Origin of the sequence: Kitasatospora sp. NPDC096147 (genome assembly GCF_044763225.1) — a bacterium.
Lineage (GTDB): Bacteria > Actinomycetota > Actinomycetes > Streptomycetales > Streptomycetaceae > Kitasatospora.
In genome coordinates this window covers 64,522-88,962 of sequence record NZ_JBIWFX010000012.1, presented here as the reverse complement: position 1 = coordinate 88,962, position 24,441 = coordinate 64,522, and the positions used below count along the sequence as shown (strand labels likewise).

Sequence of the window (24,441 nt, the reverse complement as noted above, 5' to 3'; positions counted from 1 at the left end):
CGGCAGACACGGCCGGGGCCCCGCCGCAGAGTGCGACGGGGCCCCGCTCCGGAGCTGACCGGGTGTCAGTCCTTGATCTCGCAGAGCGCCGCGCCGCTGCTCACGCTGGCGCCCACCTCGGCCTTGAGGCCGGTGATGGTGCCCGCCTTGTGGGCGTTCAGCGGCTGCTCCATCTTCATCGCCTCCAGGACCACGATCAGCTCGCCCTCGGCGACCACCTGGCCCTCCTCGACGGCGACCTTCACGATGGTGCCCTGCATCGGCGAGGCCAGCGTGTCACCGCTGACGGCCGAGCCCGCCTTCTTGGCGCCGACCCGGCGCTTGGCCTTGCCGGTCGCCGAGGTGCTCGCCACCGGGGCGGCGGAGACGCCGAGCGAGGAGGGCAGCGAGACCTCGATCCGCTTGCCGCCGACCTCGACCACCACGGTCTCCCGCTGGTCGGCCTCCTCGGCCTCCACGCCGCCGCCGGTGAAGGCCGGGATGGTGTTGGCGAACTCGGTCTCGATCCACCGGGTGTAGACGGTGAACGGGCCCTCCGAGCCGTGCACCTCGGGCGCGAACGCCGGGTCGGTGACGACCGCCTGGTGGAACGGGATGGCGGTGGCCATGCCCTCCACCTTGAACTCGCGCAGCGCCCGGGCGGCGCGCTCCAGCGCCTGCTTGCGGGTGGCGCCGGTGACGATCAGCTTGGCCAGCAGGGAGTCCCAGGCCGGGCCGATCACCGAGCCGGACTCCACGCCCGCGTCCAGCCGCACGCCCGGGCCGGACGGCGGGGCGAACAGCGTCACCGTGCCGGGGGCGGGCAGGAAGTTGCGGCCCGGGTCCTCGCCGTTGATCCGGAACTCGATCGAGTGACCGCGGATCTCCGGGTCGTCGTACCCGAGCGCCTCGCCGTCGGCGATCCGGAACATCTCGCGGACCAGGTCGATCCCGGTGACCTCCTCGGAGACCGGGTGCTCCACCTGGAGGCGGGTGTTGACCTCCAGGAAGGAGATCAGCCCGTCCTGGGAGACCAGGAACTCGCAGGTGCCGGCGCCGACGTAGCCCGCCTCGCGCAGGATCGCCTTGGAGGCCCGGTAGAGCTCCGCGTTCTGCTCGTCGGTGAGGAACGGCGCGGGCGCCTCCTCGACCAGCTTCTGGTGGCGGCGCTGGAGCGAGCAGTCACGGGTGGAGACGATCACCACGTTGCCGTGCGAGTCGGCCAGGCACTGGGTCTCCACGTGGCGCGGGTTGTCCAGGTACTGCTCGACGAAGCACTCGCCGCGACCGAAGGCGGCGACCGCCTCGCGGACCGCCGACTCGTACAGCTCGGGGATCTCCTCCAGGGTGCGGGCGACCTTGAGGCCGCGACCGCCACCGCCGAAGGCCGCCTTGATGGCGACCGGCAGGCCGTGCTCGGTCGCGAAGGCGACCACCTCGTCGGAGCCGGAGACCGGCTCCGGGGTGCCGGCCACCAGCGGGGCACCGGCGCGCTGCGCGACGTGACGGGCCGTCACCTTGTCGCCCAGGTCGCGGATGGCCTGCGGCGGCGGGCCGATCCAGATCAGTCCGGCGTCGATCACGGCCTGGGCGAACTCGGCGTTCTCGGACAGGAAGCCGTAGCCGGGGTGGACCGCGTCCGCGCCCGAGTCGGCCGCCGCCTGGAGCACCTTGGCGATGTCCAGGTAGCTGGTGGCCGGGGTGTCGCCGCCGAGGGCGTACGCCTCGTCGGCCGCGCGGACGTGCAGCGCGTCCCGGTCCGGCTCGGCGTAGACGGCGACGCTGGCGATGCCGGAGTCCGAGCAGGCCCGGGCGACTCGGACGGCGATTTCGCCGCGGTTGGCGATGAGCACCTTACGCACGTGTGGCTCCCTTCTTGAACCTCGTTGAGCTTAGGGTTTGCGGGGTCTTACCGGCGAGTAGCCCCAGGTGGTGAGCTTGCCCACACGGAGCGTGACGCGAAATCGTGACCGCCCGGACACGGAGCGGCAGGCGCTGCTGGTCGCGAGGCTACGCGGCCCGGCCGGAGGCGGCCCGGAGCGCGGGCCGAGAGCGCGTCGCGGCCCGTGGCCTTCGCCACACCGGAGGAGGGAGGCTCATCCGGCCGCCGCGAGGGCCGTCGTGAGGGCCGGTCCGGTGACGTCGGCGGCGACTTCCACCACGTCCGGCCCGTACGCACTCGGGTTGACCACCCGCAGCACCACGGCGAAGGTGCCGTGCGCGCCGTGGGTGCGGGCCAGCTCGCGGTGACGGGCGGTCAGGTGGCGGACCGCCGCGTGGTTGGAGGTGGCGGTCTGACCGGCGATCAGGAAGACCGGCCGGCTGCCGGGCGCGGTCCGTATCCGGGCCAGCAGCACGTACGCGCTCGGCCGGTCCCCGGTGTCGGTGAACGCGAACTCCTGCTCGCCGACCGTGATGGTGGAGCCGTACGTGGTCCCGCCGGGCGGCGGCGTGAAGGTCACGCCCGGCAGCCAGTTGCGCAGGTGGGCGGCGGTGCGCTCGTTGCTCTCCGGGCCGCCGAGGCAGAACTCGGCCTTGTCGCCCAGCCCCTGGCGCACCTGGTCGTGCCCGGTGACCTCGGCCTGGGCGCCGCACTCCTTGATCAGGGCGGCCAGCTCCATCAGGGCGTAGACGTCGTGGCGCGAGACGCTCTTCGAACTCGCCGCCGCCGTGTGCCGGTTGACCACCAGCAGGCAGTCCGAGCCGGCCGGCATCCCGAAGAACGCGCGGATCCGGCCGAGCCGCCGCCGCCCGCGCGCGGTGTGCGCGAGCCAGCCGAGGCCGGCGCTGATGGCGCTGGCCAGCAGGCCGAGCGCCAGGTTGATCAGGCTGTCGAGCACCGCACGCTCCCTTCCCGGCCCGATGACCGCGCCAGCCTAGCGGCCGGTCCCGGGCGCTGGCTTGGCCTTCAGCGACAGATGTGCGGGTCGGGATCTGTCCGGATCAGCAAGGACAGAACGGACGGATCGGTTCCGCTTACGGGTGCCGAACCGTAATGGTCTGGACCATTGACGGCATTTCGGCCCGCTCCCTAGCGTGGCCGCCGACGGTCGCCGCCCGGCGCCCGTGGTCACTCGACGGGGGAAGTCGAAGAGATGAAGCTCCGCACCGCCCTGCCCGCACTCGCCGCCGCCCTGCTGCTCACCCCGCTGCTCACCGGCTGCGGCTCCACCGGGGGCTCCGGCACGGCCGCCCCGAAGCCCAGCGCCTCCGACTACGGCTGCCTGGCCCGGGACCGGGCCGACAGGGGTTCGTTCGCGCTCGACAGCGTGGCCGCCCGGGACGCCTACCACCAGGACTCCGACGCCGGCCACGCCAAGGTCGCGGTGGTCCTCTCGCACGAGAACGGCGGCTCGCTCTGCGACTGGGTGCCCTTCGTCGAGGACTTCACCCGGGCCGGCTACGGCGCACTCGCCTTCACCTCGGCCGGGGACGTCGCGCTGGACGTCGAGGCGGCGGAGAAGTACCTCAAGGGCAAGGGGGTGGAGCGGGTGGTGCTGATCGGCGCCTCCAAGGGCGGCACCGCCTCACTGGCCGCCGCCGCCACCCCCGGCGCACTGCCGGTGGCCGCCGTGGTGACGCTCAGCTCGCCGACGTACCACGGCAGTTGGGACGGCAAGGCGGCGATCGGCAAGCTCACCGTGCCGCTCTTCCTGGCCGTCCAGGAGAGCGACCAGCCGTTCGCCGAGAACGCCGCCGAGCTGGCCGCCGCCGCGACCGCCGCCCCGGTGAAGGAGCTGAAGGTCTACCAGGGGACCAGCCACGGCGTCCGGTTGCTGGAGCAGGGCACCGCCAAGGCCGATCTGCTCGCCTTCCTGGCGAAGAACGCCCCGGCGGGCTGACCGGCCCCCGCGCCGGCTCCGGTCGGAGCCGGCGTCAGGCCCAGAGGTCGGTGATCCGGACGTCCAGGTCGGCCAGCAGCACCCGGAGCAGCGGCAGGGACAGGCCGATCACGTTGCCCGGGTCCCCGTCGATGCCCTCGATGAACGGCGCCGAGCGGCCGTCCAGGGTGAACGCCCCCGCCACGTACAGCGGTTCACCCGTCGCGATGTACGCGGCCAGCTCGGCGTCGTCCGGGGTGCCGAAGCGCACGGTGGTCGAGGCGGTCGCCGAGGCCTCCTTGCCGGTGGCGGTGTCGATCACACAGTGGCCGGTGCGGAGCACGCCCTCCCGGCCGCGCATCGCCTGCCAGCGGACCAGCGCGTCGGCCGCGTCGGCGGGCTTCCCGAGCGCCTGGCCGTCCAGCTCCAGCACCGAGTCGCAGCCGATCACCAGCTGACCGTCCGTCAGCTCCCCGGCCACCTTGCGGGCCTTGGCCTCCGCCAGCACCAGCGCCAGCTCGCCGGGCGAGTCCGCACTCAGTGCGTCCTCGTCCACCCCGCTGACCACGACCTCGGGCGCCAGGCCCGCCTGCCGCAACAACCCCAACCGCGCCGGCGACTGCGACGCCAACACCACCACACGCTGACTCATGCGGCCCACCTTAGGCGGTCGCCGGGGGTGCGGGTCGGTGGTCAGCCCGGGGGTACGGGGGCGGGGGCAGGACGGGCGACCGGCTCGTGCGTGCCGATCCGCCGGGCCGCCTCCCGCGCTCGCGCGGTCCCCCGCGCCCCGGGACGGGGGTCAGACCGCCAGGAGCAGCGCCGTCACGAACAGCAGCACGGCCAGCACCGGACCGGCGCGGCGGAGCATCCGTTGTGCCCGCCGCGCCTCGGCCGATGCCTCATCCTTCGGGTCTGACCAGAGCACCTCACCAGCCTGCGCCCCGATGTGCCCGTTATGCCTGAGTACGCGTACTCAACTCAGCCCGCCCACCCGGAGGTCCGCCAGGCGTGCGGCCCCGCCGCCGGCGCCTGCCGCATCCTCCGGGCCCGGTCGTTCCACGCCGAGGCCGGGCCGCCGCCCGCGCGCCGGGCCGCCTCGGCGGCCGAGGCTGCGGCGGCGGCCCGGGCTGAGACCACCGCCAGGACGGTGGCCAGCTCCTCGGGGGTCGGCTGCCCGTGCAGCACCTGAATGGGACTCATGTACCGATCCTCCTCCGGTCCGGGCTTCGCGACTACAGCGGGATGTTGCCGTGCTTCTTGGGCGGCAGCACTTCCCGCTTGCCGCGCAGCGCCCGCAGGCCGCGCACGATGTGGCGGCGGGTCTCGCTGGGGGCGATCACCGCGTCCACGTAGCCGCGCTCGGCGGCCAGGTAGGGGTTGAGCAGGGTGTCCTCGTACTCGGCGACCAGCTCGGCGCGGCGCGCGTCGACGTCCTCGCCGGCCGCGGCGGCGGCCTGGAGCTCGCGCCGGTAGACGATGTTCGCCGCGCCCTGGGCGCCCATCACGGCGATCTGCGCGGTCGGCCAGGCCAGGTTGAGGTCGGCGCCGAGGTGCTTGGAGCCCATCACGTCGTAGGCGCCGCCGAAGGCCTTCCGGGTGATGACGGTGATCAGCGGGACGGTGGCCTCGGCGTAGGCGTAGATCAGCTTGGCGCCGCGCCGGATGATGCCGTCCCACTCCTGCTCGGTGCCGGGCAGGAAGCCGGGCACGTCGACGAAGGTGAGCACCGGGATGTTGAAGGAGTCGCAGGTCCGGATGAACCGGGCGGCCTTCTCGCTGGCGTTGATGTCCAGGCAGCCGGCCAGGTCCATCGGCTGGTTGCCGACCACGCCGACCGGGTGGCCCTCGACCCGGCCGAAGCCGGTGATCACGTTGCCCGCGTACAGCGCCTGGGTCTCCAGGAACTCGCCGTCGTCCAGGACGTGCTCGATCACCTTGTGCATGTCGTACGGCTGGTTGGCCGAGTCCGGCACCAGGGTGTCCAGCTCCAGGTCCTCGTCGGTGATCGAGAGGTCGGCCTGCTCGGGGAAGGACGGCGGGTCGGAGAGGTTGTTCGACGGGAGGTAGGAGAGCAGGTTCTTGACGTACTCCACCGCCTCCTTCTCGTCCGCCGCGAGGTGGTGCGCGTTGCCCGACTTGGTGTTGTGGGTGCGGGCGCCGCCCAGCTCCTCCATGCCGACGTCCTCGCCGGTGACGGTCTTGATCACGTCGGGGCCGGTGATGAACATGTGCGAGGTCTGATCGGCCATCACCACGAAGTCGGTGATGGCGGGGGAGTAGACCGCGCCGCCCGCGCACGGGCCCATGATCAGCGAGATCTGCGGGATCACCCCGGAGGCGTGCACGTTGCGGCGGAAGATCTCGCCGTACAGGCCGAGCGAGACCACGCCCTCCTGGATCCGGGCGCCGCCGGAGTCGTTGATGCCGATGACCGGACAGCCGGTCTTCAGGGCGAAGTCCATCACCTTGACGATCTTCTCGCCGAAGACCTCGCCCAGCGAGCCGCCGAAGACCGTGAAGTCCTGGGCGAAGACCGCGACCTGACGGCCGTCCACGGTGCCGTAGCCGGTCACCACGCCGTCGCCGTAGGGGCGGTTCCGCTCCTGCCCGAAGTTGGTGGACCGGTGCCGGGCGAACTCGTCGAACTCCACGAACGAGTCCTCGTCCAGCAGCTCCGCCACCCGCTCACGGGCCGTCAACTTGCCCTTGGCGTGCTGCTTCTCGACCGCTGCGGCCGAACCGGAGTGCACGGCCTGGTCGATCCTGCTGCGCAGGTCGGCCAGCTTTCCGGCGGTGGTGTGCGGGTCGTACGGCGCCTCGGTCATCCGGTCGGCTCTCCCTGATCCTCGGCCGCTCCCGGTGCATCGCGCACGAGGGCAGGGGCGGCACAGCGAACTACCGCTGGGTAGCGTAGCCAGCCCGGGGCCCTCCTGGTTATGGCCAGCAACACAGTTGTCATTCGGCGTGTTCCTACGGAACGATGTGGCGGCTCACGACCAGTCCCGGGGGAACTCCGTCCATGCGCCCGACCAGTCCTGCCGCCCTGCCCGTCGCCTGCCTGACCGCCGCCGTCCTGCTGACCGCGGTCGGCTGCACCGCCGACCCGGCCCCGGCCCCGGCCGCCGCGCCGGACCCGGCGGGCCTGGTCGGCAAGGCCGCCGAGGCGCTGCGCGCGAGCCGCTCGGTGACCGTCGACTTCGACAGCCGGCAGGGCAACTCGGTCTACACCGGCACGCTCTCGGTGGACGCGGCCGGCACCTGCGTCGGCGCCATCACGAAGAGCGGCAAGCCGCTCGGCATCGGCAGGGTGGAGGTGATCCGCACGCCGCAGGGTGCCTGGTACCGGGGCGAGCGCTCGGTGTTCGACACCTCCGGCCTGGAGCAGGCGTGGGAGCGGTACGGCGACAGGTACGTCACCGGCCAGGGCGCCGACGACCTCTTCGACGGGGCCGGCATCTGCCGCTCGATCGGGTACTACTTCGACCCCGAGGTGGATCCGCTGAAGGAGGACGGTGCGACCCTCGGCGGCTCGCGCACCGTCGCCGGCCGGGAGGGGTACGAGGTCGCGTTCCCCGGCGGCCGGACGGTGGTGGTCGCGAAGGGGGACCGCCCGGTGGTGCTGCAGGACGGATCGGTGAGCGCGAGCAGCTCGGTCGAGCTCAGGTTCCGCGACCACGGCGGCCCGGTGACCGCGGTCGTGCCGCCCGCCGACCGGACCGTCCGGCTCGACACCGTGACGCACGAGGCCGGGGTCTTCGAGGCGAGCTGACGCCCCGTCGGATCGGTACGCTGGCCCGGTGACCGAGAGCGCCGACGAGACCCCCCGCCCCCGCCGCAGCGGCCTTCGCGGCTTCGGCCACGACGGCCCCTCGCCCTGGACCGACCTGGACCGGCCGCCGTTGGACCAGGCCGGGCTGCGCCGCGACCTGCTGGTGCCGGGCGCGCTGTGGACCGCGCTGGACGTGGTGGCGGAGACCGGCTCGACCAACAGCGATCTGGTGGCCCGGGCCAAGGAGGGGGCGCCGGAGGGCGCGGTGCTGGTGGCCGAGGAGCAGACCGCCGGGCGCGGCCGGCTGGAGCGGCAGTGGTCCGCCCCGGCCCGCTCGGGCCTCTTCCTCTCGCTGCTGCTGCGCCCGCAGGGCGTACCGGTGCACCGGTACGGCTGGCTGCCGATCCTGGTCGGGGTGGCGGCGGCCGGCGTGCTGCAGCGGATCGCCGAGGTGGAGGCCGGGCTGAAGTGGCCCAACGACCTGCAGGCCGTGGTCGGCGGGGAGGAGCGCAAGCTCGGCGGCATCCTGACCGAGCTGGCCGACGGCGCGGTGGTGGTCGGCCTGGGCCTGAACGTCTCGCTCCGGGAGGCCGAGCTGCCCGTCCCGACCGCCACCTCGCTGGCCCTGGCGGGCGCGGCGGTGACCGACCGGGAGACCCTGCTGCGGGCCCTGCTGCGCGGCTTCGCCGAGCTCTACGGCGAGTGGGTCGAGGCGGCCGGCGATCCGCACGCCAGTGGCCTGCTGCCCGCGTACGCGGCCCGCTGCACCACCCTCGGCCGCCCGGTCCGGGTCCAACTCCCGGGAGAGCGCGAGCTGTCGGGCGAGGCGGTGGCGGTGGACGGGGACGGCCGGCTGGTGGTCCGCACCCCCGACGGCACCCGCCACCCGGTGGCCGCCGGGGACGTGGTGCACGTCCGTCCGCAGCCGTCCTGACGGGCTGCCAGGTCAGCGCCCCGGGACCGTCCGACTCGTGGACCCCGGGGCGTCCGTCCAGTGGTCGGCTTCGGGTGGATGCCCCGGATCGGGAAATTCCGTGCGACGATTCCCCCTGGCAGCGGTGTGAGGCGCACCACTACCCGCGTGGTGGTCGGTCGCCCCTGGACAGGCAGGACATGAGGCAAGTGCGGCACCCGCACGGGGACGGACCGGTGGTGGACGCAGGCGGCGGCGGGCAGGACGACGGACACGGTCAGACGGTCGCGCTCGACCTGGAGCGGCTGATCCTGGACGCGCCGCGCCGGTACACGCCGTACCAGGCAGCCCGTGCCGCCGACGTGCCGATGGAGCTGGCCACCCGCTTCTGGCGGGCGATGGGCTTCCCCGACATCGGGCAGTCCCGGGCGCTCACCGACGGGGACGTGATCGCACTGCGCCGCCTGGCCGGCCTGGTCGAGTCGGGTCTGCTCAGCGAGTCGATGGCGATCCAGGTGGCCCGCTCCACGGGTCAGACCACCGCCCGGCTGGCCGGCTGGCAGATGGACACCTTCCTGGAGAACCTCACCCAGGCCGTCGAGCCGGGCCTGACCCGGGCCGAGGTGGCCTACCCGCTGGTCGAGCTGCTGCTGCCCGAACTGGAGCAGTTCCTGGTCTACGTGTGGCGCCGTCAGCTCGCCGCCGTCACCGGGCGGGTGGTGCAGGCCGCCGAGGACACCGAGATCACCAGTGGCCGGCTCGCGGTCGGCTTCGCCGACCTGGTCGGCTTCACCCGGCTCTCCCGCCGGCTGGAGGAGGAGGAGCTCGGCGAGCTGGTCGAGACCTTCGAGAACACCTGCTCCGACCTGATCGCCGGTCAGGGGGGCCGGGTGGTGAAGACCCTGGGCGACGAGATCCTCTACGTCTCCGAGGACCCGGCCACCGCCGCCGAGATCGCCCTCTCGCTGATCGAGACGCTGGCCGACACCGAGAACATCCCGGCCCTGCGGGTCGGCATGGCCTTCGGCACCGTCACCTCCCGGATGGGCGACGTCTTCGGCACCACGGTCAACCTGGCGAGCCGCCTCACCTCGATCGCCCCGAAGGACGCCGTCCTGCTGGACGGCGAGTTCGCCGCCGCCCTGGAGCACTCCGGCGCGGCGGCCCCCTCCCCGCTGGAGGAGCAGCCCGTCACCGGTCCGCACCGCTTCCACCTCCAGCCGATGTGGCGCCGCCCGGTCCGTGGCCTCGGCCTGGTCGAACCCTGGCTGCTCACCCGGCTCGGCCGCATCCCTCAGCTCGGCTGATGGGCCCGGAGCGGGGCGGCCGCGCAGTTTCGTTACGACAAATCGGACATAGTCTCCATTCACCGCCATAACCTGGGTGCAGAACGGGCAGATTCCACCACCACCCCTGGGCGAGGCGAACCGGTGAGCGAGGCGACCATGACCGAGTGCGTGCATGCACCGTCGGACCTGCGGCTGCGCGCGGTGGTCGAGCTGGCCCAGGACATGGCCGGGGCGCTCACCCCGCTGGAGGCGGTCCGGGCGGCGGCCGTCCGGGCCACCACCGCGCTCGGCGCCACGATGGCCGCCGTCTCGGTCTGGGACCGCGAGTCCGGCCGGCTGCGGGTGCTGGTGAACCACGGCGACCTCGCCCCAGGGGAGGAGGAGCTGCCCGAGGACGAGTCCTACCCGGTGGCCGACTTCCCGGAGATCGTCACCTACCTGGAGGAGCACTGGACCACCGGCCGCCTTCCGCGCGCCTGGGTCCAGACGGCGGAGAACCACGAGCCGCACACCCCGCACGCACACCCGGGCGCCGGCGCGTTCTGCCAGCAGCGCGCCGCCGGTCTGCGCCGCCGGGGCCGCGAGTGCTGCCTGGTCGCCCCGATCGTGCTGCACGGCCAGGCCTGGGGCGAGCTCTACCTGGCCCGCACCGCCGGCCTGGCCGTCTTCACCGAGCCGGACGCCGAGTACGCCACCCTGCTGGCCGCCCAGATCTCGGCCGGCCTGGCCCAGACCGAGCGGCTCGCCGACCTGCGCCGGCTGGCCTTCACCGACCCGCTCACCGGCCTGGCCAACCGCCGCGCGGTGGACGCCCGACTGGACGCGGCGCTCCAGGAGCACAACCGCAGCGGTGCGGTGATCTCGCTGGTGGTCTGCGACGTCAACGGCCTGAAGCGGGTCAACGACCGGCTCGGCCACGAGGTCGGCGACCGGCTGCTGGAGCGCTTCGCCCACCAGCTCTCGCTGGCCGCCGCCAAGCTGCCGGGGGCGCTCGCGGCCCGGCTCGGCGGGGACGAGTTCTGCCTGCTGGCGGAGGGTCAGAAGGCGGACGAGGTGGTCGCGGTGGCGGAGGAGCTGTGTGCCCGCGCGCTCCAGCTGGCCGACGGCGAGGGGGTGGCCTGCGGGGTGGCCTCGACCGGGGACTCGATCGGGCCGGTGACCACCCCGGACCGGCTGTTCCGGCTGGCCGACGCGGCCCAGTACCGGGCCAAGGCGGCCCGGGCCGCCCACCCGGTGGTGGCCGGCCGCAGCCACGGCCCCGGCTTCTCGCCCGACCCGACGGTGCTGCTGGCCGACGCGGCCGACCCGCACCACCGGGCCGACGGCCGGCGGGCCGGCGCCCGGGCCGGCACCGCGGACCGCCGCCGGTTCCGGGGCGCGGCGCACAGCGCCGACCCGGGCCAGCTGCTCAGCGCGGTGCTCGGCGCCCTGGACCGGACCGGCGCCGGCCGGGCCAGCCACCCCGCCGACACCATCAGCCGACTCGGGGTGGTCGCGGAGACCGCCTCCCGGCTGCTGGACGCGGTCGGCTGGTGGATCTCGTACGTGCCGCCGGGCTCGCAGTTCATGCGCACCGCCCAGCACGCGGTGTACCGGATGACCAGCGGTCCGACCAGCTCGGGCGCGGAGACCCAGCGGGCCCGGATCGAGGCCCCGGACGCCGTCTTCGACCTCGGCCACTACCCGCTGACCAGGCGGGCGGTGCGCGGCGGCGCGTTCGCGCTGCGGGCCGGGGCGGCCGGGAACGACCCGGCGGAGGAGGCGATGATGATGGTCAGCGGCTACCGCGCGATGGTGGTGGCGGGCGGTCAGAACGCGGCCGGGGGCTGGCTGGTGGAGCTGTTCGCGGACGAGGCGACCCTGCCGTTCGGCCAGATCGCCCCCGCGCTGCGCGCCCTGGTGGCGGTCGCGCTCTCCGGCCCGGCCTCGCCGCCCCCGTGATCCGCCGGGGCGGACGGTCGTCCCGGCTCCGTCACGGCTTCGTCCGGTGCCTGTCGCCCGGCCGTGCCCCGTGCCAGAGTTGGTGGGTCGCCCGCCGCCGTGGCCGGGCGGGAACGGGGTACACGGGGGACATGCACAGACGAATCGTCGCCACCATGCTGATGCTGGCGCTCGCCTTCGGCGGGCTGGCCACCACCACCGCGAGTGCCAGCACGACCGGATCGCGGGCCCCGCTCACCCTGACGATGGCTCAGGGTGCCTCCGCAGAGGGGGCCGTGGTGGTGCTGGGCGGCCCGGCGGTCCGGACCGAGGCGGTCCGCGAGCTGGCCAAGAGCAAGACCGCCAAGAGCAAGAGCAAGACCAAGAGCAAGAAGAAGAAGGGCTTCTCCTTCATCGCGATCCTGCTGGTCGTGCTGCTGGCGGGCCTGCTGGTCGCGGTGGTGGTCTGGCTGCTGCTGCGCCGCCGCGGGCGCCGCTGACGGTCAGGGGCGCAGTGCCCGGACCACCTGCTCGACCAGGCCGTCCGCGTAGCCCTGGTCGAGCGGTCCGAGGCCGTGCAGCCAGCGGTAGTACAGCGGGCCGTAGAGCAGCTCGACGGCCAGCGCCAGATCGGCGTCCTCGGCCACCTGCCCGGCGGCCCGGGCGCTGCGCAGCCGCTCCTCGGTGACCGCGAGCAGCGGGCCGAGCAGCCGCTCCTTGTACTCGCCCAGCAGCTGGCGGTCGGTCAGCACCTCGGCGGTGAGCGCCCGTCCGGCCTGGTCGTAGAACGGGGTGGACATCTCCTCGGCGGTGCCGCGCAGCAGCACCCGGAGGTCGGCGGCAAGGTCCCCGGTGTCCGGGAGGGCCAGGCTGCCGGCCTCGTCCGCGTTGGTGGCGAGCAGGGCGTCGAAGACCACCGCGCCCTTGGAGGGCCACCAGCGGTAGATGGTCTGCTTGCCGACCCCGGCGCGGGCGGCGATCGCCTCGATGGTCAGCTTGGCGTAGCCCAGCTCGATGGTCAGCTCGGCGGCGGCGGTGAGGATGGCCTGCCGGGAGCGCTCGCTGCGGCGGGCCGGGTCCGGGGTCTTCGAGGTCATGCGGCGATGCTAGCAGCTCGACGATACGAAACGTCTCGTCTTGACGGTCCGTCGGCCCTGGGGCATGCTGGGCGTCAAGCGAGACGGATCGTCTCGTCTCACTCATCCCTGTCGCACCGGGAGTCCGCATGACCCGCCGCCCCGCCCACATCGCCATGGTCTCCATCCCGGCCCACGGCCACGTCAACCCGAGCATCGAGGTGATCCGGGAGCTGGCCGCCCGGGGCCACCGGGTCAGCTACGCCAACGACCCCGCCTTCGCGGAGCTGATCGAGGGCGCCGGTGCCACCCTGGTCCCGTACCGCACCACCCTCCCGCTGACCGGGGAGGGCGAGGGGGACTGGCCGGCCGACCCGCTCGCCGTGCAGCGGCTCTTCCTGGCCGACGCCCGGGCGATGCTGCCGGTGCTCCGGGAGGCGTTCGAGGGCGACCGCCCCGATCTGTTCCTCTACGACATCGCCGGCTGCCCGGCCCGGGTGCTGGCGGCGAACTGGGGCGTGCCCGCGCTCCAGCTCTCGCCCACCTTCGTCGCCTGGGAGGGCTTCGACCAGGACGTGCCCGAGCTGGGCGAGGCGCTGCGCTCCGACGGCGGTGCCCACCTGGCGGCGTTCCGCGGCTGGCTGGCCGAGAACGGCGTCACCGGCATCGAGCCGATGGACTTCCTCGGCCGGCCCGACCGCTCCCTGGTGCTCATCCCGCGCGCCCTCCAGCCGCAGGCCGACCGGGTCGATCCCGCGCGGTACACCTTCGTCGGCCCGGCCTTCGGCGACCGCTCCCACCAGGGGAGTTGGGCCCGCCCGGCCGGTGCCGAGCGGGTCCTGCTGGTCTCGCTCGGCTCGGCCTACACCGACCAGCCCGACTTCTACCGGGCCTGCCTGCGCGCCTTCGGCGAGCTGCCCGGCTGGCACGTGGTGCTCCAGATCGGCAGCCACGTTGACCCGGCCGCCCTCGGCCCCGTCCCTGACAACGTCGAACTGCACTCCTGGGTCCCGCAGTTGGCGATCCTGGAGCAGGCCGATGCATTCGTCACCCACGCCGGCATGGGCGGCACCACCGAGGGCCTGTACTGCGGCGTCCCGATGATCGCCGTCCCGCAGGGCGTCGACCAGTACGCCAACGCCGACCGCCTGGTCGAGCTCGGCGTCGGCCGCCGCCTGGACACCGACGCGGCCACCCCGGAGGCGCTCCGCGCCGCCCTGCTCGACCTCACGGCCGACCCCGGGGTGGCGGCCCGGCTGGCGGCGATCCGCGAGGAGCTCCGCACCGCCGGGGGGACGGCGCACACCGCCGACCTGATCGAGGCGGCGCTCTGAGGGACCGTCAATGCGGGCAGCGTGGACCGCTTCGCGGCCGGGCTGGCCGGGGTGGCGCCTGCTGCCACCCTCAGCGTGCTGGACCTCGACCTGAACGGACTGGAGTCCTACCGGGTGCACCGGGGGGTGGTGTACACCGGCATCCGGGTCGGCTTCCTGCTCGGGGTCGTCGCCTTCCTGGTCAGTGCGCTCGGCCGGGCCGCCGAACGCCGCCGCCAGGTCGCCTCGCTGGTGGTGGTCGGCACCCCGGCCCGGACCCTTCGGGCTGTCCAGACCGCCCAGTTGCTCGCCCCGCTGCTACTGGTGCTCACCCTCGCCCTGGCCACCGGGCACCTCGCCGCCAACGCCCTGCTGCTGCTCTCCGGCCGCGAGGGCGGCTGGTACGGCGGAGCGGTCGGCCTTGCCCTCCCGATGGCCGGGGCGGCCCTGCTGCTCGCCCTCGCGGTCGGCCCGTTCGTCGCCGGCCTCCGCCCCCGGCCGGAGGACCTCCGGCGGGAGTGACGCCGACGGGAGTGACGCCGGGTCAGCTCCCGGCCCGGGGGCCCGGCGCCGCCGAGACACGTGGACGTCGTCGTCCGCCCGAGCGCCGTCGCCGCACGGTGTCACGGCCGCTCCCCGACGAGGGGTCAGCTCCTAGTCGAGGAACAGCCCCCGCGCGGCGGCCGACTGCTCGATCGCCTCCAGCCGGGCCTCGGCGCCGGGGATGTCGTCGCACATGGTCTGGAGCAGGACGCGGCCGAGCATCATCGGGGCGCAGGCGGTGTCGAAGACCAGGCCGGTGCCGACCGCGGCCGGCAGCATCAGGTCGGAGAGCTTGGCGACCGGGGCGAAGGCGCTGTCCGCGACCGTGAGCACGGTCAGGCCGCAGTCCCGGGCCACCACCAGGGCGTCCATCAGCTCGCGGGGGTAGCGGGGGAGGGCGAAGCAGAGCAGCGCGGTGGCTCCGGCCGCCGCTGCCTGCTCCAGGCGGTCGGCCAGCATCGAGCCGCCCTCGTCGAGCAGCCGGATGTCCGGGTGCACCTTGGCGGCGAAGTACGCGAAGCCCCGGGCCTGGGCGGAGGCCGCCCGCAGGCCCAGCACCGGCAGCGGCCGGGAGGCGGCCAGCAGCCGGGCGGCCCGGACGATCGGTTCGGGATCGGCCAGCAGCTCGGCCAGGTGGCGCAGGTGGCCGATCTCGGCCAGCACGGCCTGCTGGTGCTCGTTGCGCACCACGTCGGAGGGCGACTCGGGCGCACCCTGCTCGCCCGCGCCGAGCTCGCGCAGCTGCTTGCGCAGCGCCGGGTACCCGTCGAAGCCGAGCGCCACCGCGAAGCGGGTGACGGACGGCTGGCTCACCCCGGCCAGCTCGGCCACCTCGACGCTGGACAGGAACGGCGCCTCGGCCGCGTGCCGCACCAGCGAGTGCGCGATCCGCCGCTGGGTGGGCGTCAGCCGGTGCCCGTCGAAGAGCTGGAGCAGCTTGGCGGAGGGGCCGACGGAACCGCTGTCGTCGGTGCTGGTCATCGGCGCATCCTCCGGGCTGGGTGGGCGGCGGTCGGAACGTCAGAGACTGTGCAGCAACGCCGAACGCCGGGCAACGAAGTATCGAACAGTGGGATCGGACGGCCGACTCCGGGGTGTCCCTGATTTACCCCTGAGCCGCCCCCGAAACCGGTACCGGACGGTGGACCGGGCGCGGGGGAGGGGAGGACGCTGGTGCGCATGGACTCTCGGCAGGACGAACTCAAGCGCGACCTGGACGCGGCGGTGCTGACCCGCAAGGAGCTGGGCAAGGAGTACGAGGCGGAGATCGTCGACTCCTTCCTGGCCCGGCTGGACTCGCGGCTGGACGCCCGGGTCGAGCAGCGCGTCTCCGAGCAGCTCGACGGACGGCGCCGGCGCGGCGGCGGTGAGGGCGGCGGTGGCGGCGGACCGAAGCTGCCGATCGTCTCGCTCGCCCTCGGCATCCCGCTCTCCGGCGTGGCCGGCGGCACCGGGGGCGTCTGGGGCCTGGTGGTCTGCTGGATCGGCATCGTCGGCGTCAACATGGCCAACGCCCTCTCCTCCCACCGCCCGGACTTCAAGCGGCGCCGCGACGACTGGTGACTCCGGGGGCCCGGTGCGTTCGCGCAGCGACCCGGGGGTGTGGCTCGGCTGGTCGGGCGTGGACCGGCAGGTGGCCCAACGGCCGTTGACCCGCCGGCCGTTGACCCACCGTCAGTCGGGTGCCGCCGTTCTACCACGCGGGCGCGTGGTGCCGGGGGCGTCTCCGTGACGGGGCCGGGCGGGCGCTGCCGGAGCACGTGCCCTCCTTGCCCGGCATCGGGCCGGAGGGCCCTTCGGCGACGCCCGCCCACGCGGCGGAGCCGCACGGTGTCACAGTCGACCCCATCGAGGGGACGGCCCTGCCGGGGAGCGGGGCGGCACCGCTTGCCGTCCGTGCGCCCCCGGCCGGGTCCGTCCGCCGGGGGCGCCACGGTGTCAGGCCAGGGTGCCCGTGACGGTCTCGACCGCGTCGACCAGAGCGCCGGAGGCGACGAAGGCCGCTGCCGCCTCCAGGTCCGGCGAGAGGAACCGGTCGCGACCGGCCCCGCCGACCCCCGCCGCCCGCGCGGCGGCCACCGCAGCGGCCGTGGCGGGCGCCAGCGGGCCGCTGCCGTTGTCGGTGCGGATCTCCAACGCCCGGGCGGAGGCGGTCAGTTCGACGGCCAGGATGCGGGCCAGGTTGTCCACCGACTGGCGCAGCTTGCGGGCGGCGGACCAGCCCATCGAGACGTGGTCCTCCTGCATCGCCGAGGACGGGATGGAGTCCACCGAGGCCGGCACGGCGAGCCGCTTGTTCTCGCTGACCAGGGCGGCCTGGGTGTACTGGGCGATCATCAGGCCGGAGTCCACGCCCGGGTCGTCGGCCAGGAAGGCCGGCAGGCCGTGCGAGCGGGCCTTGTCGAGCAGCCGGTCGGTGCGCCGCTCGGAGATCGAGCCGAGGTCGGCGGCGGCGATGGCCAGGAAGTCGAGCACGTAGGCGACCGGGGCGCCGTGGAAGTTGCCGTTCGACTCGACCCGGCCGTCGGGCAGCACCACCGGGTTGTCGACCGAGGCGGCCAGCTCGCGGGAGGCGACCAGCTGGGCGTGGGTCAGGGTGTCGCGGCCGGCGCCGGCCACCTGCGGGGCGCAGCGGATCGAGTAGGCGTCCTGGACCCGCGGCGCGTCGTCCTGGTGGTGCCCCGTCAGGCCCGAACCGGCCAGCACGGCCAGCATGTTGGCGGCCGAGAGGGCCTGGCCGGGGTGCGGGCGGATCGGGCCGTGCAGCTCGGGCGCGAGCACCTTGTCGGTGCCGAGCAGCGCCTCCAGCGACATCGCGGCGGTGATGTCGGCGGTGGTGAACAGCCGGGCCAGGTCGGCCAGCGCCATCACCAGCATGCCGAGCATGCCGTCGGTGCCGTTGATGAGGGCCAGGCCCTCCTTCTCCAGTAGCTCGACCGGCTCGATGCCGGCCTCGGCCAGCAGCTCGCCGGCCGGGCGCTCCACGCCCTCGGCGTCGTACGCGGTGCCCTCGCCCATCAGGGCGAGCGCGCAGTGCGAGAGCGGGGCGAGGTCGCCGGAGCAGCCGAGCGAGCCGAACTCCCGGACCACGGGGGTGATTCCGGCGTTCAGCAGGGCGGCCATGGTCTGCGCGACCAGCGGGCGCACACCGGTGCGGCCGGAGGCGAGGGTCTTCATCCGCAGGAAGACCAGCGCCCGGACCACCTCGCGCTCCACCACGGGGCCCATGCCCGCCGCGTGCGAGCGCACCAGCGACCGCTGGAGCTGCGCCCGCAGCTCCGGGCTGATGTGCCGCACCGCGAGCGCGCCGAAGCCGGTGGACACCCCGTAGACCGGCCGGGGCTCGGCGGCCAGCGCCTCGATCCGGGCCCGCGCGGTCGCCATCTCGGCCAGCGCGTCCGGCCCGATCTCGACCCGGGCGTTGCCCCGGGCGACGGCGATGACGTCCTCGGCACTGACGTCGGCCTTGCCGACGACGATCACCGGAGCGGAAGGGTCCACAGCAGTGTGCATATCCATATGCACCATGACATCAGCTGAATGAAGATATGACAACAAGGTCGGGCCGAACAGCTCTTCCGGCGTAACCTGGCCCCGACGGGAAGGGGCCGGTGATGGCGCGGGCGACGGTGCGGCGGCGGGTGGTACGGCTGCGCGGGGCGGAGCGCGGGGAGCGGGCGGACGTGCTGGCGGGCGAGGAGCCGCTGGAGATCCGGGTCGGCGGCGAGGCGCTCACGGTGACCATGCGGACCCCGGGGCAGGACTTCGACCTGGTGGCCGGCTTCCTGGTGGGGGAGGGGATGCTGCACGAGGCGGAGCAGCTGGCCGCGCTGCGGTACTGCGCCGGGACGGACGCGGACGGGCTGAACACCTACAACGTGGTCGACGCGACCCTGCGGGGCGCCGCCCGGCCCGCGCTGACGGCGCACCGGAACCTGCTCACCACCAGCGCCTGCGGCCTCTGCGGCCGGGACACCGTGGACGCCGTCCGCACCCACGTCCGCTGGCCCCTCGCCGAGGACCCGCTGCGGGTGGCGCCCGAGGTGCTGTACGGGCTGCCGCAGGCGCTGCGGGCGGCGCAGAAGGCCTTCGACTCCACCGGTGGGCTGCACGCGGCGGGGCTGTTCACCGCCGACGGTGAGCTGCTCTGCGCCCGGGAGGACGTCGGGCGGCACAACGCGGTGGACAAGGTGGTGGGATGGGCCCTGCGGGAGGGGCTGCTGCCGCTGACGGGGCATCTGCTGATGGTCTCCGGACGGGCCTCGTTCGAGCTGACCCAGAAGGCGGCGCTGGCCGGCGTCCCGCTGCTGGCCGCCGTCTCCGCGCCGTCCTCGCTGGCGGTGGACCTGGCCGAGGAGCTGGGGCTGACCCTGGTCGGCTTCCTGCGCGGCGAGGGGGCCAACGTCTACACCAACCCCGCGCGCATCTCCTGAACAACGGGTCGGTCACGCCTGGTTGCTGACGATCGGTGAGCGGGCATCCCGTCAGCAAGGCCCCACGCCGGGGCCGGACGGGGGTGCTGCTCAGCCATGCGCGTCATCCACGAGATGAAACTGGTCGGCCGGCTCGCCTCGGGCGCCGACGAGTGGTCCTGCCCGACCTGCGGCCGGCGGATCGCCCTCCGCCGCCCGCCCGACCCCGACCTCACCGTCCTCGAACCGGGCGACGAGTCCGCCGTCCACGTCGGCGTCATCGAACCCGGCCCCACCTCCACCGCCGCCGTCGACAAGTACGGCCTCGGCCCCGTCCAGGAGATCCCCCGCCCCTCGAAGCGCGAGCCCGAGCGGACCCCCGCTCCGACCCCCGACGACGCCGACCGCGCCTGGCTGGCCGCCCTCGGCATCGCCTGGGACGGCGGCGACGAGGCGGCCTGACGGAGGATCAGTAGCGGGGGAGGTCCCCGGTCGGCAGGGCCGCCGGAAGCGGCGGGGGGAGGGGGACCTCGTCACCGAAGGCGCCCTTCAGCACGCCCTGGTAGGCGCCGTCGCGCGGGTGGCTGTAGAGCGTCCAGGTGGCGTGCCGGGGGTCGACCGCCAGCAGCAGGGCGACGCCCGCCGTGGCGTACCAGTCCGTCTTGTTGCCGATGTCCCGGGCCCGTTCGGAGCTGGAGATCACCTCGACGGCGAGGGCGGCGTCCCGCGGGTCGGCCAACCAGGCGTCGTCCTCCTCCCAGTCGACGGGGAGCACGACCAGATCCGGGGTGGCGTAGTCGTCCTCGTCGTCGGGCATGGCGACGGAGGAGACCTCGTAGGTGCCAAGGCCGGGCGGGAGGTGGGGCTCCAGGTGTCCGCGCAGCCGGCGGATCGCGCCCGCGCGCTTGCCGCGCGGGGTCGGTGACATCACCAGCGAGCCTCCGATGATCTGGACCCGGAGGCCGGTGCTGCGCTCGATCTGCTCGGCCGCGTCGCGCAGTCGGCCGGGGTGCACCGCGATGAGCGTCAAGGTGTCCTCCTCGGTGCGTACCGGCAGCCGGCACCCATGGTAGTCGCGAACGTCCTCGTCGCGGGGCCTGTTCGAGCCGGTAGTGATTGGATATATTCAGTCGAACAGAGTCTGAATGAATCCATCCGCAAGGAGTCCGGGACATGGTGCAGCAGCAGACGGCGAGCGGCCCGCGCGAGGTGCGCGCGGCGCGCGGGACCAAGCTGACGACGCAGGGGTGGCAGCAGGAGGCTGCCCTGCGGATGCTGATGAACAACCTGGACCCGGAGGTGGCGGAGCACCCCTCGAAGCTGGTGGTCTACGGCGGCACCGGCAAGGCGGCCCGCGACTGGCGCTCCTTCGACGCGATGGTGCGCACCCTGGAGGGCCTGAAGCAGGACGAGACCATGCTGGTCCAGTCCGGCCGCCCGGTCGGCGTGATGCAGACGCACGAGTGGGCGCCGCGCGTGCTGATCGCCAACTCCAACCTGGTCGGCGACTGGGCGAACTGGGAGGAGTTCCGCCGGCTGGAGAGCCTCGGGCTCACCATGTACGGGCAGATGACGGCCGGCTCGTGGATCTACATCGGGACCCAGGGCATCCTCCAGGGCACCTACGAGACCTTCGGTGCGGTGGCGGCCAAGCGCTTCGGCAACACCCTCGAAGGCACCATCACCCTGACCGCCGGCCTCGGTGGCATGGGCGGCGCCCAGCCGCTCGCCGTCACCATGAACGGCGGCGTGGCGATCTGCATCGACTGCGACCCGTCCCGGATCGCCCGCCGGATCGAGCACCGCTACCTGGACGTCGAGGCGAAGAACCTCGACCACGCGCTCCAGCTGGCCACCGAGGCCCGTGACAAGCGGCAGCCGCTGTCGATCGGCGTGCTGGGCAACGCGGCGGAGATGTTCCCGCAGCTGCTGGCGATGGACGCCCCGATCGACATCGTCACCGACCAGACCAGCGCCCACGACCCGCTGAGCTACCTCCCGGTCGGCGTGGCCTTCGAGGACATGGCGAGCTACGCGGCCGAGAAGCCGGCCGAGTTCACCCAGCGCTCGCGCGAGTCGATGGCCCGTCACGTCGAGGCGATGGTGGGCTTCCAGGACCGTGGCGCGGAGGTCTTCGACTACGGCAACTCGATCCGTGGCGAGGCGCAACTCGCGGGCTACGACCGGGCGTTCGCCTTCCCCGGCTTCGTCCCGGCGTACATCCGGCCGCTGTTCTGCGAGGGCAAGGGCCCGTTCCGCTGGGCGGCGCTGTCCGGGGACCCGCAGGACATCTACAAGACCGACAAGGCGGTGCTCGACCTCTTCCCGGAGAACGAGTCGCTGCACCGCTGGATCAAGATGGCCCAGGAGAAGGTGCACTTCCAGGGCCTCCCGGCGCGGATCTGCTGGCTCGGCTACGGCGAGCGCGACAAGGCCGGCGAGCGGTTCAACGACATGGTCGCCTCCGGCGAGCTCTCCGCCCCGCTGGTGATCGGCCGCGACCACCTGGACTGCGGCTCGGTCGCCTCCCCGTACCGGGAGACCGAGGCGATGCTGGACGGCTCGGACGCGATCGCCGACTGGCCGCTGCTGAACGCCATGGTGAACGTCGCCTCCGGCGCCTCCTGGGTCTCCATCCACCACGGCGGCGGCGTCGGCATCGGCCGCTCGATCCACGCCGGCCAGGTCACGGTGGCCGACGGCACCCCGCTGGCGGGCGAGAAGATCCGCCGGGTGCTCACCAACGACCCGGGCATGGGCGTCATCCGCCACGTGGACGCGGGCTACGACCGCGCCTCCGAGGTCGCGGCCGAGCGCGGTGTGCGCATCCCCATGGGCGAGCTGTGAGCGACTCCTTCCTGGAGATGTGGGCGGAGCTGCTCCCGGTGGGCCGCTCCGCCTCCTCCGGCGGCTACCGCCGCTTCGCCTGGAACTCCGCCGACGCCGAGTGCCGCTCCTGGTTCGAGCAGCAGGCCCGCAGCCGCGGCCTGCACTACGAGCTGGACCGCAACGGCAACCAGTGGGCCTGGCTGGGCGATCCGAACGGCGACGGTGCGGTGGTCACCGGCTCGCACCTGGACTCCGTCCCGGACGGCGGCGCCTACGACGGCCCGCTCGGCGTGGTCTCCTCCTTCGCCGCCCTCGACGAACTCCGCTCCCGCGAGGCCGAGTTCACCAAGCCGCTGGCGATCGTCAACTTCGGTGACGAGGAGGGCGCGCGGTTCGGCGTGGCCTGCATCGGCTCCCGGCTCACCGCCGGGGTGCTCGGCCGGGAGGCGGCGTACGAGCTGCGCGACGCGGACGGTGTCCGGCTCCCCGACGCGATGGAGCGGGCCGGCTACGACCCGGCGCTGATCGGTGCGGACCACGACCGGCTGGCCCGGATCGGGGCCTTCGTCGAGCTGCACGTCGAGCAGGGCCGCTACCTCACCGAGGCGCAGCCGGTCGGGGTGGCCAGCGCGATCTGGCCGCACGGCCGCTGGCGGTTCGACTTCCACGGCGAGGCCAACCACGCCGGCACCACCCGGATCGAGGACCGCCGGGACCCGATGCTGACCTTCGCCGACACCGTGCTGACGGCGCGTCAGAAGGCCAAGCTGGCAGGCGCGTTGGCCACCTTCGGCAAGGTCGCGGTGGAGCCGAACGGCACCAATGCGATCGCCTCGCTGATCCGGGGCTGGCTGGACTCCCGGGCGGCCGACGAGGAGACCCTGACCGCCCTGGTCGAGCAGATCCGGGAGGCCGCGTACGCGCGCGGCGGGCGGGACGGCGTCCGGGTCGAGCTGACCCGGGAGTCGTACACCCCGGTGGTCGACTTCGACGGCCCGCTCCGCGACCGGCTGGCCGAGCGGCTCGGCGGGGTGCCGGTGCTGCCGACCGGGGCGGGGCACGACGCCGGGATCCTGGCGTCCGAGATCCCGACCGCCATGCTGTTCGTGCGCAACCCCACCGGTGTCTCGCACTCCCCGGCCGAGCACGCCGAGGAGGCGGACTGCCTGACCGGCGTGACCGCGCTCGCCGACGTACTGGAGGACCTGGCGTGTCAGTGACCGAGCCGCAGACCTACTGGGCCGAGCACGCCTGGCTGCCGCACCAGGGCGGCCCGGCCGTGGAGCGGGACGTGCTGATCGCGGTGGCCGACGGCCGGATCACCGCCGTCACCCCGGACAGCGGGCCCTGCCCGCCCGGGGCGGTCCGGCTCGCCGGTCTGCTGCTGCCGGGCCAGGCCAACGCGCACTCGCACGCCTTCCACCGCGCGCTGCGCGGCAGCGTGCAGGTCGGCTCGGGCACCTTCTGGACCTGGCGGGACACCATGTACCGGTTCGCCGGTGCGCTGAGCCCGGACAGCTACCTGGAGCTGGCCACCGCCGTCTACGCGGAGATGGCGCTGGCCGGGATCAGCGCGGTGGGCGAGTTCCACTACCTGCACCACGCTCCCGGCGGTGCCCGCTACGACGACCCGAACGCGATGGGCCACGCGCTGATCGAGGCCGCCGCCCGGGCCGGCATCCGGATCACCCTGCTGGACACCTGCTACCTCTCCTCGGGCTTCGGCGCCGCGCCGACCGAGCCGCAGCTGCGGTTCAGCGACGGGGACGCGGACGCCTGGGCCGCCCGGGTGGACGCGCTGAAGCCGAGCGCACACGCCCGGATCGGCGCGGCGGTGCACTCCGTCCGGGCCGTCCCCGCCGGGCAGTTGGGCACCGTGGCGCAGTGGGGCGAGCGCGCGCAGGCGCCGCTGCACGTCCACCTCTCGGAGCAGACCGCCGAGAACGACGCCTGCCTGGCCGCGCACGGGGTCACCCCGACCCGGCTGCTGGCCGACCACGGCGTGCTCGGCCCGCGCACCTCGGCCGTGCACGCCACCCACCTGACGGAGGAGGACATCCGGCTGCTGGCGGACTCCTCCACCCACATCTGCATGTGCCCGACCACCGAGCGGGACCTGGCCGACGGCATCGGCCCCGCCCGGCAGTTGGCGAGCGCCGGCTGCCCGGTGACCCTGGGCAGCGACAGCCATGCGGTGATCGACCCGTGGGAGGAGGCCCGGGCGCTGGAGCTGGACGAGCGCCTGCGCACCCGGACCAGGGGTCACTGGACCGCCGCCGCGCTGCTGCGGGCCGGCGGCGAGGACGGCCACGCCTCGCTGGGCTGGCCGGAGGCCGGCCGGATCGAGGCCGGGGCGCTCGCCGACTTCACGGTGATCGCGCTGGACTCGGTGCGCACGGCCGGGCCGCCGCCCGAGCTGGGCGCCGAGACGGCGGTCTTCGCCGCCTCCGGCGCCGACGTCCGCCACCTGGTGGTCGGCGGCCGGCACGTGGTCAAGGACGGGGTCCACCAGCTGGTCCCCGACGTACCCCGTGCACTGAGCACGACAATCGCCGCACTCCGCCAGTAAACTGA

At 74.0% G+C, this 24,441-nt stretch carries 23 protein-coding genes and 1 pseudogene; 14 read left to right on the top strand and 10 right to left on the bottom strand.

From position 1 onward, the window contains the following. Positions 1 to 65 precede the first annotated feature (65 nt). Both ACIRBX_RS29635 and ACIRBX_RS29630 read right to left on the bottom strand, forming a co-directional pair. Entirely contained in the window at positions 66 to 1,841 is a 1,776-nt protein-coding gene (locus ACIRBX_RS29635) for an acetyl/propionyl/methylcrotonyl-CoA carboxylase subunit alpha (protein WP_402301476.1), read from the bottom strand. Positions 1,842 to 2,075: 234 nt separating this feature from the next. Next, complete coding sequence (locus tag ACIRBX_RS29630) at positions 2,076 to 2,819, bottom strand: hypothetical protein (protein ID WP_402301474.1); 744 nt, start codon at positions 2,817 to 2,819, stop codon at positions 2,076 to 2,078. Positions 2,820 to 3,074: 255 nt separating this feature from the next. On the opposite strand from ACIRBX_RS29630, the gene ACIRBX_RS29625 reads away from it, so the two are divergent. Further along, a complete protein-coding gene (locus tag ACIRBX_RS29625; protein WP_402301471.1) occupies positions 3,075 to 3,821 on the top strand; it encodes an alpha/beta hydrolase in 747 nt (248 codons plus the stop codon). A gap of 34 nt (positions 3,822 to 3,855) precedes the next feature. Here ACIRBX_RS29625 and ACIRBX_RS29620 read toward each other — a convergent pair whose 3' ends face one another. The 4 genes from ACIRBX_RS29620 to ACIRBX_RS29605 form a co-directional block, all read right to left on the bottom strand. Then, positions 3,856 to 4,452: a Maf family protein gene (locus tag ACIRBX_RS29620; RefSeq protein ID WP_402301468.1), complete on the bottom strand. Its 597-nt coding sequence runs from the start codon at positions 4,450 to 4,452 to the stop codon at positions 3,856 to 3,858. A 150-nt stretch (positions 4,453 to 4,602) separates the two neighbouring features. Then, complete coding sequence (gene mmpB / locus ACIRBX_RS29615) at positions 4,603 to 4,728, bottom strand: morphogenic membrane protein MmpB (protein WP_402301466.1); 126 nt, start codon at positions 4,726 to 4,728, stop codon at positions 4,603 to 4,605. Between the two features lie 53 nt (positions 4,729 to 4,781). Beyond that, a complete protein-coding gene (locus tag ACIRBX_RS29610; protein WP_402301463.1) occupies positions 4,782 to 5,003 on the bottom strand; it encodes an acyl-CoA carboxylase subunit epsilon in 222 nt (73 codons plus the stop codon). A 32-nt stretch (positions 5,004 to 5,035) separates the two neighbouring features. Further along, positions 5,036 to 6,628 (bottom strand): acyl-CoA carboxylase subunit beta, encoded by a 1,593-nt coding sequence (locus ACIRBX_RS29605; RefSeq protein ID WP_402301460.1) that lies wholly within the window; start codon positions 6,626 to 6,628, stop codon positions 5,036 to 5,038. Positions 6,629 to 6,822: 194 nt separating this feature from the next. Between ACIRBX_RS29605 and ACIRBX_RS29600 the strand changes: the two genes are divergently transcribed. The 5 genes and pseudogenes from ACIRBX_RS29600 (at position 6,823) to ACIRBX_RS29580 (ending at position 12,194) form a co-directional block, all read left to right on the top strand. Continuing rightward, positions 6,823 to 7,572, top strand: coding sequence for a hypothetical protein (locus tag ACIRBX_RS29600; RefSeq protein ID WP_402301457.1), 750 nt, complete (start codon positions 6,823 to 6,825; stop codon positions 7,570 to 7,572). 115 nt (positions 7,573 to 7,687) lie between these two features. Then, complete coding sequence (locus ACIRBX_RS29595; protein WP_402301718.1) at positions 7,688 to 8,506, top strand: biotin--[acetyl-CoA-carboxylase] ligase; 819 nt, start codon at positions 7,688 to 7,690, stop codon at positions 8,504 to 8,506. A 179-nt stretch (positions 8,507 to 8,685) separates the two neighbouring features. After that, complete coding sequence (locus tag ACIRBX_RS29590) at positions 8,686 to 9,792, top strand: adenylate/guanylate cyclase domain-containing protein (protein WP_402301454.1); 1,107 nt, start codon at positions 8,686 to 8,688, stop codon at positions 9,790 to 9,792. 138 nt (positions 9,793 to 9,930) lie between these two features. Further along, positions 9,931 to 11,115 (top strand): annotated as a pseudogene (locus ACIRBX_RS29585) (diguanylate cyclase domain-containing protein); the annotation flags it as partial. Positions 11,116 to 11,846: 731 nt separating this feature from the next. Next, a complete protein-coding gene (locus ACIRBX_RS29580; RefSeq protein ID WP_402301451.1) occupies positions 11,847 to 12,194 on the top strand; it encodes a hypothetical protein in 348 nt (115 codons plus the stop codon). Between the two features lie 3 nt (positions 12,195 to 12,197). Here ACIRBX_RS29580 and ACIRBX_RS29575 read toward each other — a convergent pair whose 3' ends face one another. Next, the gene (locus tag ACIRBX_RS29575; RefSeq protein WP_402301448.1) at positions 12,198 to 12,791 is read right to left on the bottom strand and encodes a TetR/AcrR family transcriptional regulator; all 594 of its coding nucleotides are present in this window, start codon (positions 12,789 to 12,791) and stop codon (positions 12,198 to 12,200) included. A gap of 128 nt (positions 12,792 to 12,919) precedes the next feature. Between ACIRBX_RS29575 and ACIRBX_RS29570 the strand changes: the two genes are divergently transcribed. Further along, positions 12,920 to 14,104 (top strand): macrolide family glycosyltransferase, encoded by a 1,185-nt coding sequence (locus tag ACIRBX_RS29570; RefSeq protein WP_402301445.1) that lies wholly within the window; start codon positions 12,920 to 12,922, stop codon positions 14,102 to 14,104. A gap of 21 nt (positions 14,105 to 14,125) precedes the next feature. Next, positions 14,126 to 14,605 carry a hypothetical protein gene (locus tag ACIRBX_RS29565; RefSeq protein WP_402301442.1) on the top strand — a complete coding sequence of 160 codons (480 nt, stop codon included), beginning with the start codon at positions 14,126 to 14,128 and terminating at the stop codon, positions 14,603 to 14,605. A gap of 132 nt (positions 14,606 to 14,737) precedes the next feature. Here ACIRBX_RS29565 and ACIRBX_RS29560 read toward each other — a convergent pair whose 3' ends face one another. Beyond that, positions 14,738 to 15,607, bottom strand: a complete 870-nt coding sequence (locus tag ACIRBX_RS29560; RefSeq protein ID WP_402301439.1) for a MurR/RpiR family transcriptional regulator — start codon at positions 15,605 to 15,607, stop codon at positions 14,738 to 14,740. Positions 15,608 to 15,805: 198 nt separating this feature from the next. On the opposite strand from ACIRBX_RS29560, the gene ACIRBX_RS29555 reads away from it, so the two are divergent. Beyond that, positions 15,806 to 16,189: a hypothetical protein gene (locus ACIRBX_RS29555; protein WP_402301436.1), complete on the top strand. Its 384-nt coding sequence runs from the start codon at positions 15,806 to 15,808 to the stop codon at positions 16,187 to 16,189. A 375-nt stretch (positions 16,190 to 16,564) separates the two neighbouring features. Here ACIRBX_RS29555 and hutH read toward each other — a convergent pair whose 3' ends face one another. Continuing rightward, on the bottom strand, positions 16,565 to 18,145 hold the full coding sequence (gene hutH, locus ACIRBX_RS29550; protein ID WP_402301433.1) for a histidine ammonia-lyase: 1,581 nt from the start codon (positions 18,143 to 18,145) through the stop codon (positions 16,565 to 16,567). A gap of 95 nt (positions 18,146 to 18,240) precedes the next feature. On the opposite strand from hutH, the gene fdhD reads away from it, so the two are divergent. Both fdhD and ACIRBX_RS29540 read left to right on the top strand, forming a co-directional pair. Further along, the gene (gene fdhD / locus ACIRBX_RS29545) at positions 18,241 to 19,059 is read left to right on the top strand and encodes a formate dehydrogenase accessory sulfurtransferase FdhD (protein WP_402301430.1); all 819 of its coding nucleotides are present in this window, start codon (positions 18,241 to 18,243) and stop codon (positions 19,057 to 19,059) included. A 96-nt stretch (positions 19,060 to 19,155) separates the two neighbouring features. Further along, positions 19,156 to 19,500, top strand: coding sequence for a hypothetical protein (locus ACIRBX_RS29540; protein ID WP_402301427.1), 345 nt, complete (start codon positions 19,156 to 19,158; stop codon positions 19,498 to 19,500). A 7-nt stretch (positions 19,501 to 19,507) separates the two neighbouring features. Here the strand turns inward: ACIRBX_RS29540 and ACIRBX_RS29535 are convergent, their stop codons facing one another. Continuing rightward, positions 19,508 to 20,068: a Uma2 family endonuclease gene (locus ACIRBX_RS29535; protein ID WP_402301424.1), complete on the bottom strand. Its 561-nt coding sequence runs from the start codon at positions 20,066 to 20,068 to the stop codon at positions 19,508 to 19,510. 143 nt (positions 20,069 to 20,211) lie between these two features. On the opposite strand from ACIRBX_RS29535, the gene hutU reads away from it, so the two are divergent. Genes hutU through ACIRBX_RS29520 form a run of 3 tightly spaced genes read left to right on the top strand, consistent with a single transcriptional unit; the run spans position 20,212 to position 24,436 of the window. Beyond that, complete coding sequence (gene hutU / locus ACIRBX_RS29530) at positions 20,212 to 21,885, top strand: urocanate hydratase (protein ID WP_402301421.1); 1,674 nt, start codon at positions 20,212 to 20,214, stop codon at positions 21,883 to 21,885. Positions 21,886 to 21,902: 17 nt separating this feature from the next. Next, positions 21,903 to 23,087: an allantoate amidohydrolase gene (locus tag ACIRBX_RS29525; protein WP_402301715.1), complete on the top strand. Its 1,185-nt coding sequence runs from the start codon at positions 21,903 to 21,905 to the stop codon at positions 23,085 to 23,087. Then, on the top strand, positions 23,078 to 24,436 hold the full coding sequence (locus ACIRBX_RS29520) for a formimidoylglutamate deiminase (RefSeq protein ID WP_402301418.1): 1,359 nt from the start codon (positions 23,078 to 23,080) through the stop codon (positions 24,434 to 24,436). Before ACIRBX_RS29525 ends, ACIRBX_RS29520 begins: the two co-directional genes overlap by 10 nt. The last annotated feature ends 5 nt before the right edge of the window (positions 24,437 to 24,441 follow it).

Bases quoted from the DNA above. Each gene is read 5' to 3' on its own strand.
- ACIRBX_RS29625 (WP_402301471.1), top strand. From the start codon at position 3,075: ATGAAGCTCCGCACCGCCCTGCCCGCACTCGCCGCCGCCCTGCTGCTC.
- ACIRBX_RS29620 (WP_402301468.1), bottom strand. From the start codon at position 4,452: ATGAGTCAGCGTGTGGTGGTGTTGGCGTCGCAGTCGCCGGCGCGGTTG.
- ACIRBX_RS29610 (WP_402301463.1), bottom strand. From the start codon at position 5,003: ATGAGTCCCATTCAGGTGCTGCACGGGCAGCCGACCCCCGAGGAGCTG.
- ACIRBX_RS29605 (WP_402301460.1), bottom strand. From the start codon at position 6,628: ATGACCGAGGCGCCGTACGACCCGCACACCACCGCCGGAAAGCTGGCC.
- ACIRBX_RS29600 (WP_402301457.1), top strand. From the start codon at position 6,823: ATGCGCCCGACCAGTCCTGCCGCCCTGCCCGTCGCCTGCCTGACCGCC.
- ACIRBX_RS29590 (WP_402301454.1), top strand. From the start codon at position 8,686: ATGAGGCAAGTGCGGCACCCGCACGGGGACGGACCGGTGGTGGACGCA.
- ACIRBX_RS29580 (WP_402301451.1), top strand. From the start codon at position 11,847: ATGCACAGACGAATCGTCGCCACCATGCTGATGCTGGCGCTCGCCTTC.
- ACIRBX_RS29575 (WP_402301448.1), bottom strand. From the start codon at position 12,791: ATGACCTCGAAGACCCCGGACCCGGCCCGCCGCAGCGAGCGCTCCCGG.
- ACIRBX_RS29570 (WP_402301445.1), top strand. From the start codon at position 12,920: ATGACCCGCCGCCCCGCCCACATCGCCATGGTCTCCATCCCGGCCCAC.
- ACIRBX_RS29560 (WP_402301439.1), bottom strand. From the start codon at position 15,607: ATGACCAGCACCGACGACAGCGGTTCCGTCGGCCCCTCCGCCAAGCTG.
- ACIRBX_RS29555 (WP_402301436.1), top strand. From the start codon at position 15,806: ATGGACTCTCGGCAGGACGAACTCAAGCGCGACCTGGACGCGGCGGTG.
- hutH (WP_402301433.1), bottom strand. From the start codon at position 18,145: ATGGATATGCACACTGCTGTGGACCCTTCCGCTCCGGTGATCGTCGTC.
- fdhD (WP_402301430.1), top strand. From the start codon at position 18,241: ATGGCGCGGGCGACGGTGCGGCGGCGGGTGGTACGGCTGCGCGGGGCG.
- ACIRBX_RS29540 (WP_402301427.1), top strand. From the start codon at position 19,156: ATGCGCGTCATCCACGAGATGAAACTGGTCGGCCGGCTCGCCTCGGGC.
- hutU (WP_402301421.1), top strand. From the start codon at position 20,212: ATGGTGCAGCAGCAGACGGCGAGCGGCCCGCGCGAGGTGCGCGCGGCG.
- ACIRBX_RS29525 (WP_402301715.1), top strand. From the start codon at position 21,903: ATGTGGGCGGAGCTGCTCCCGGTGGGCCGCTCCGCCTCCTCCGGCGGC.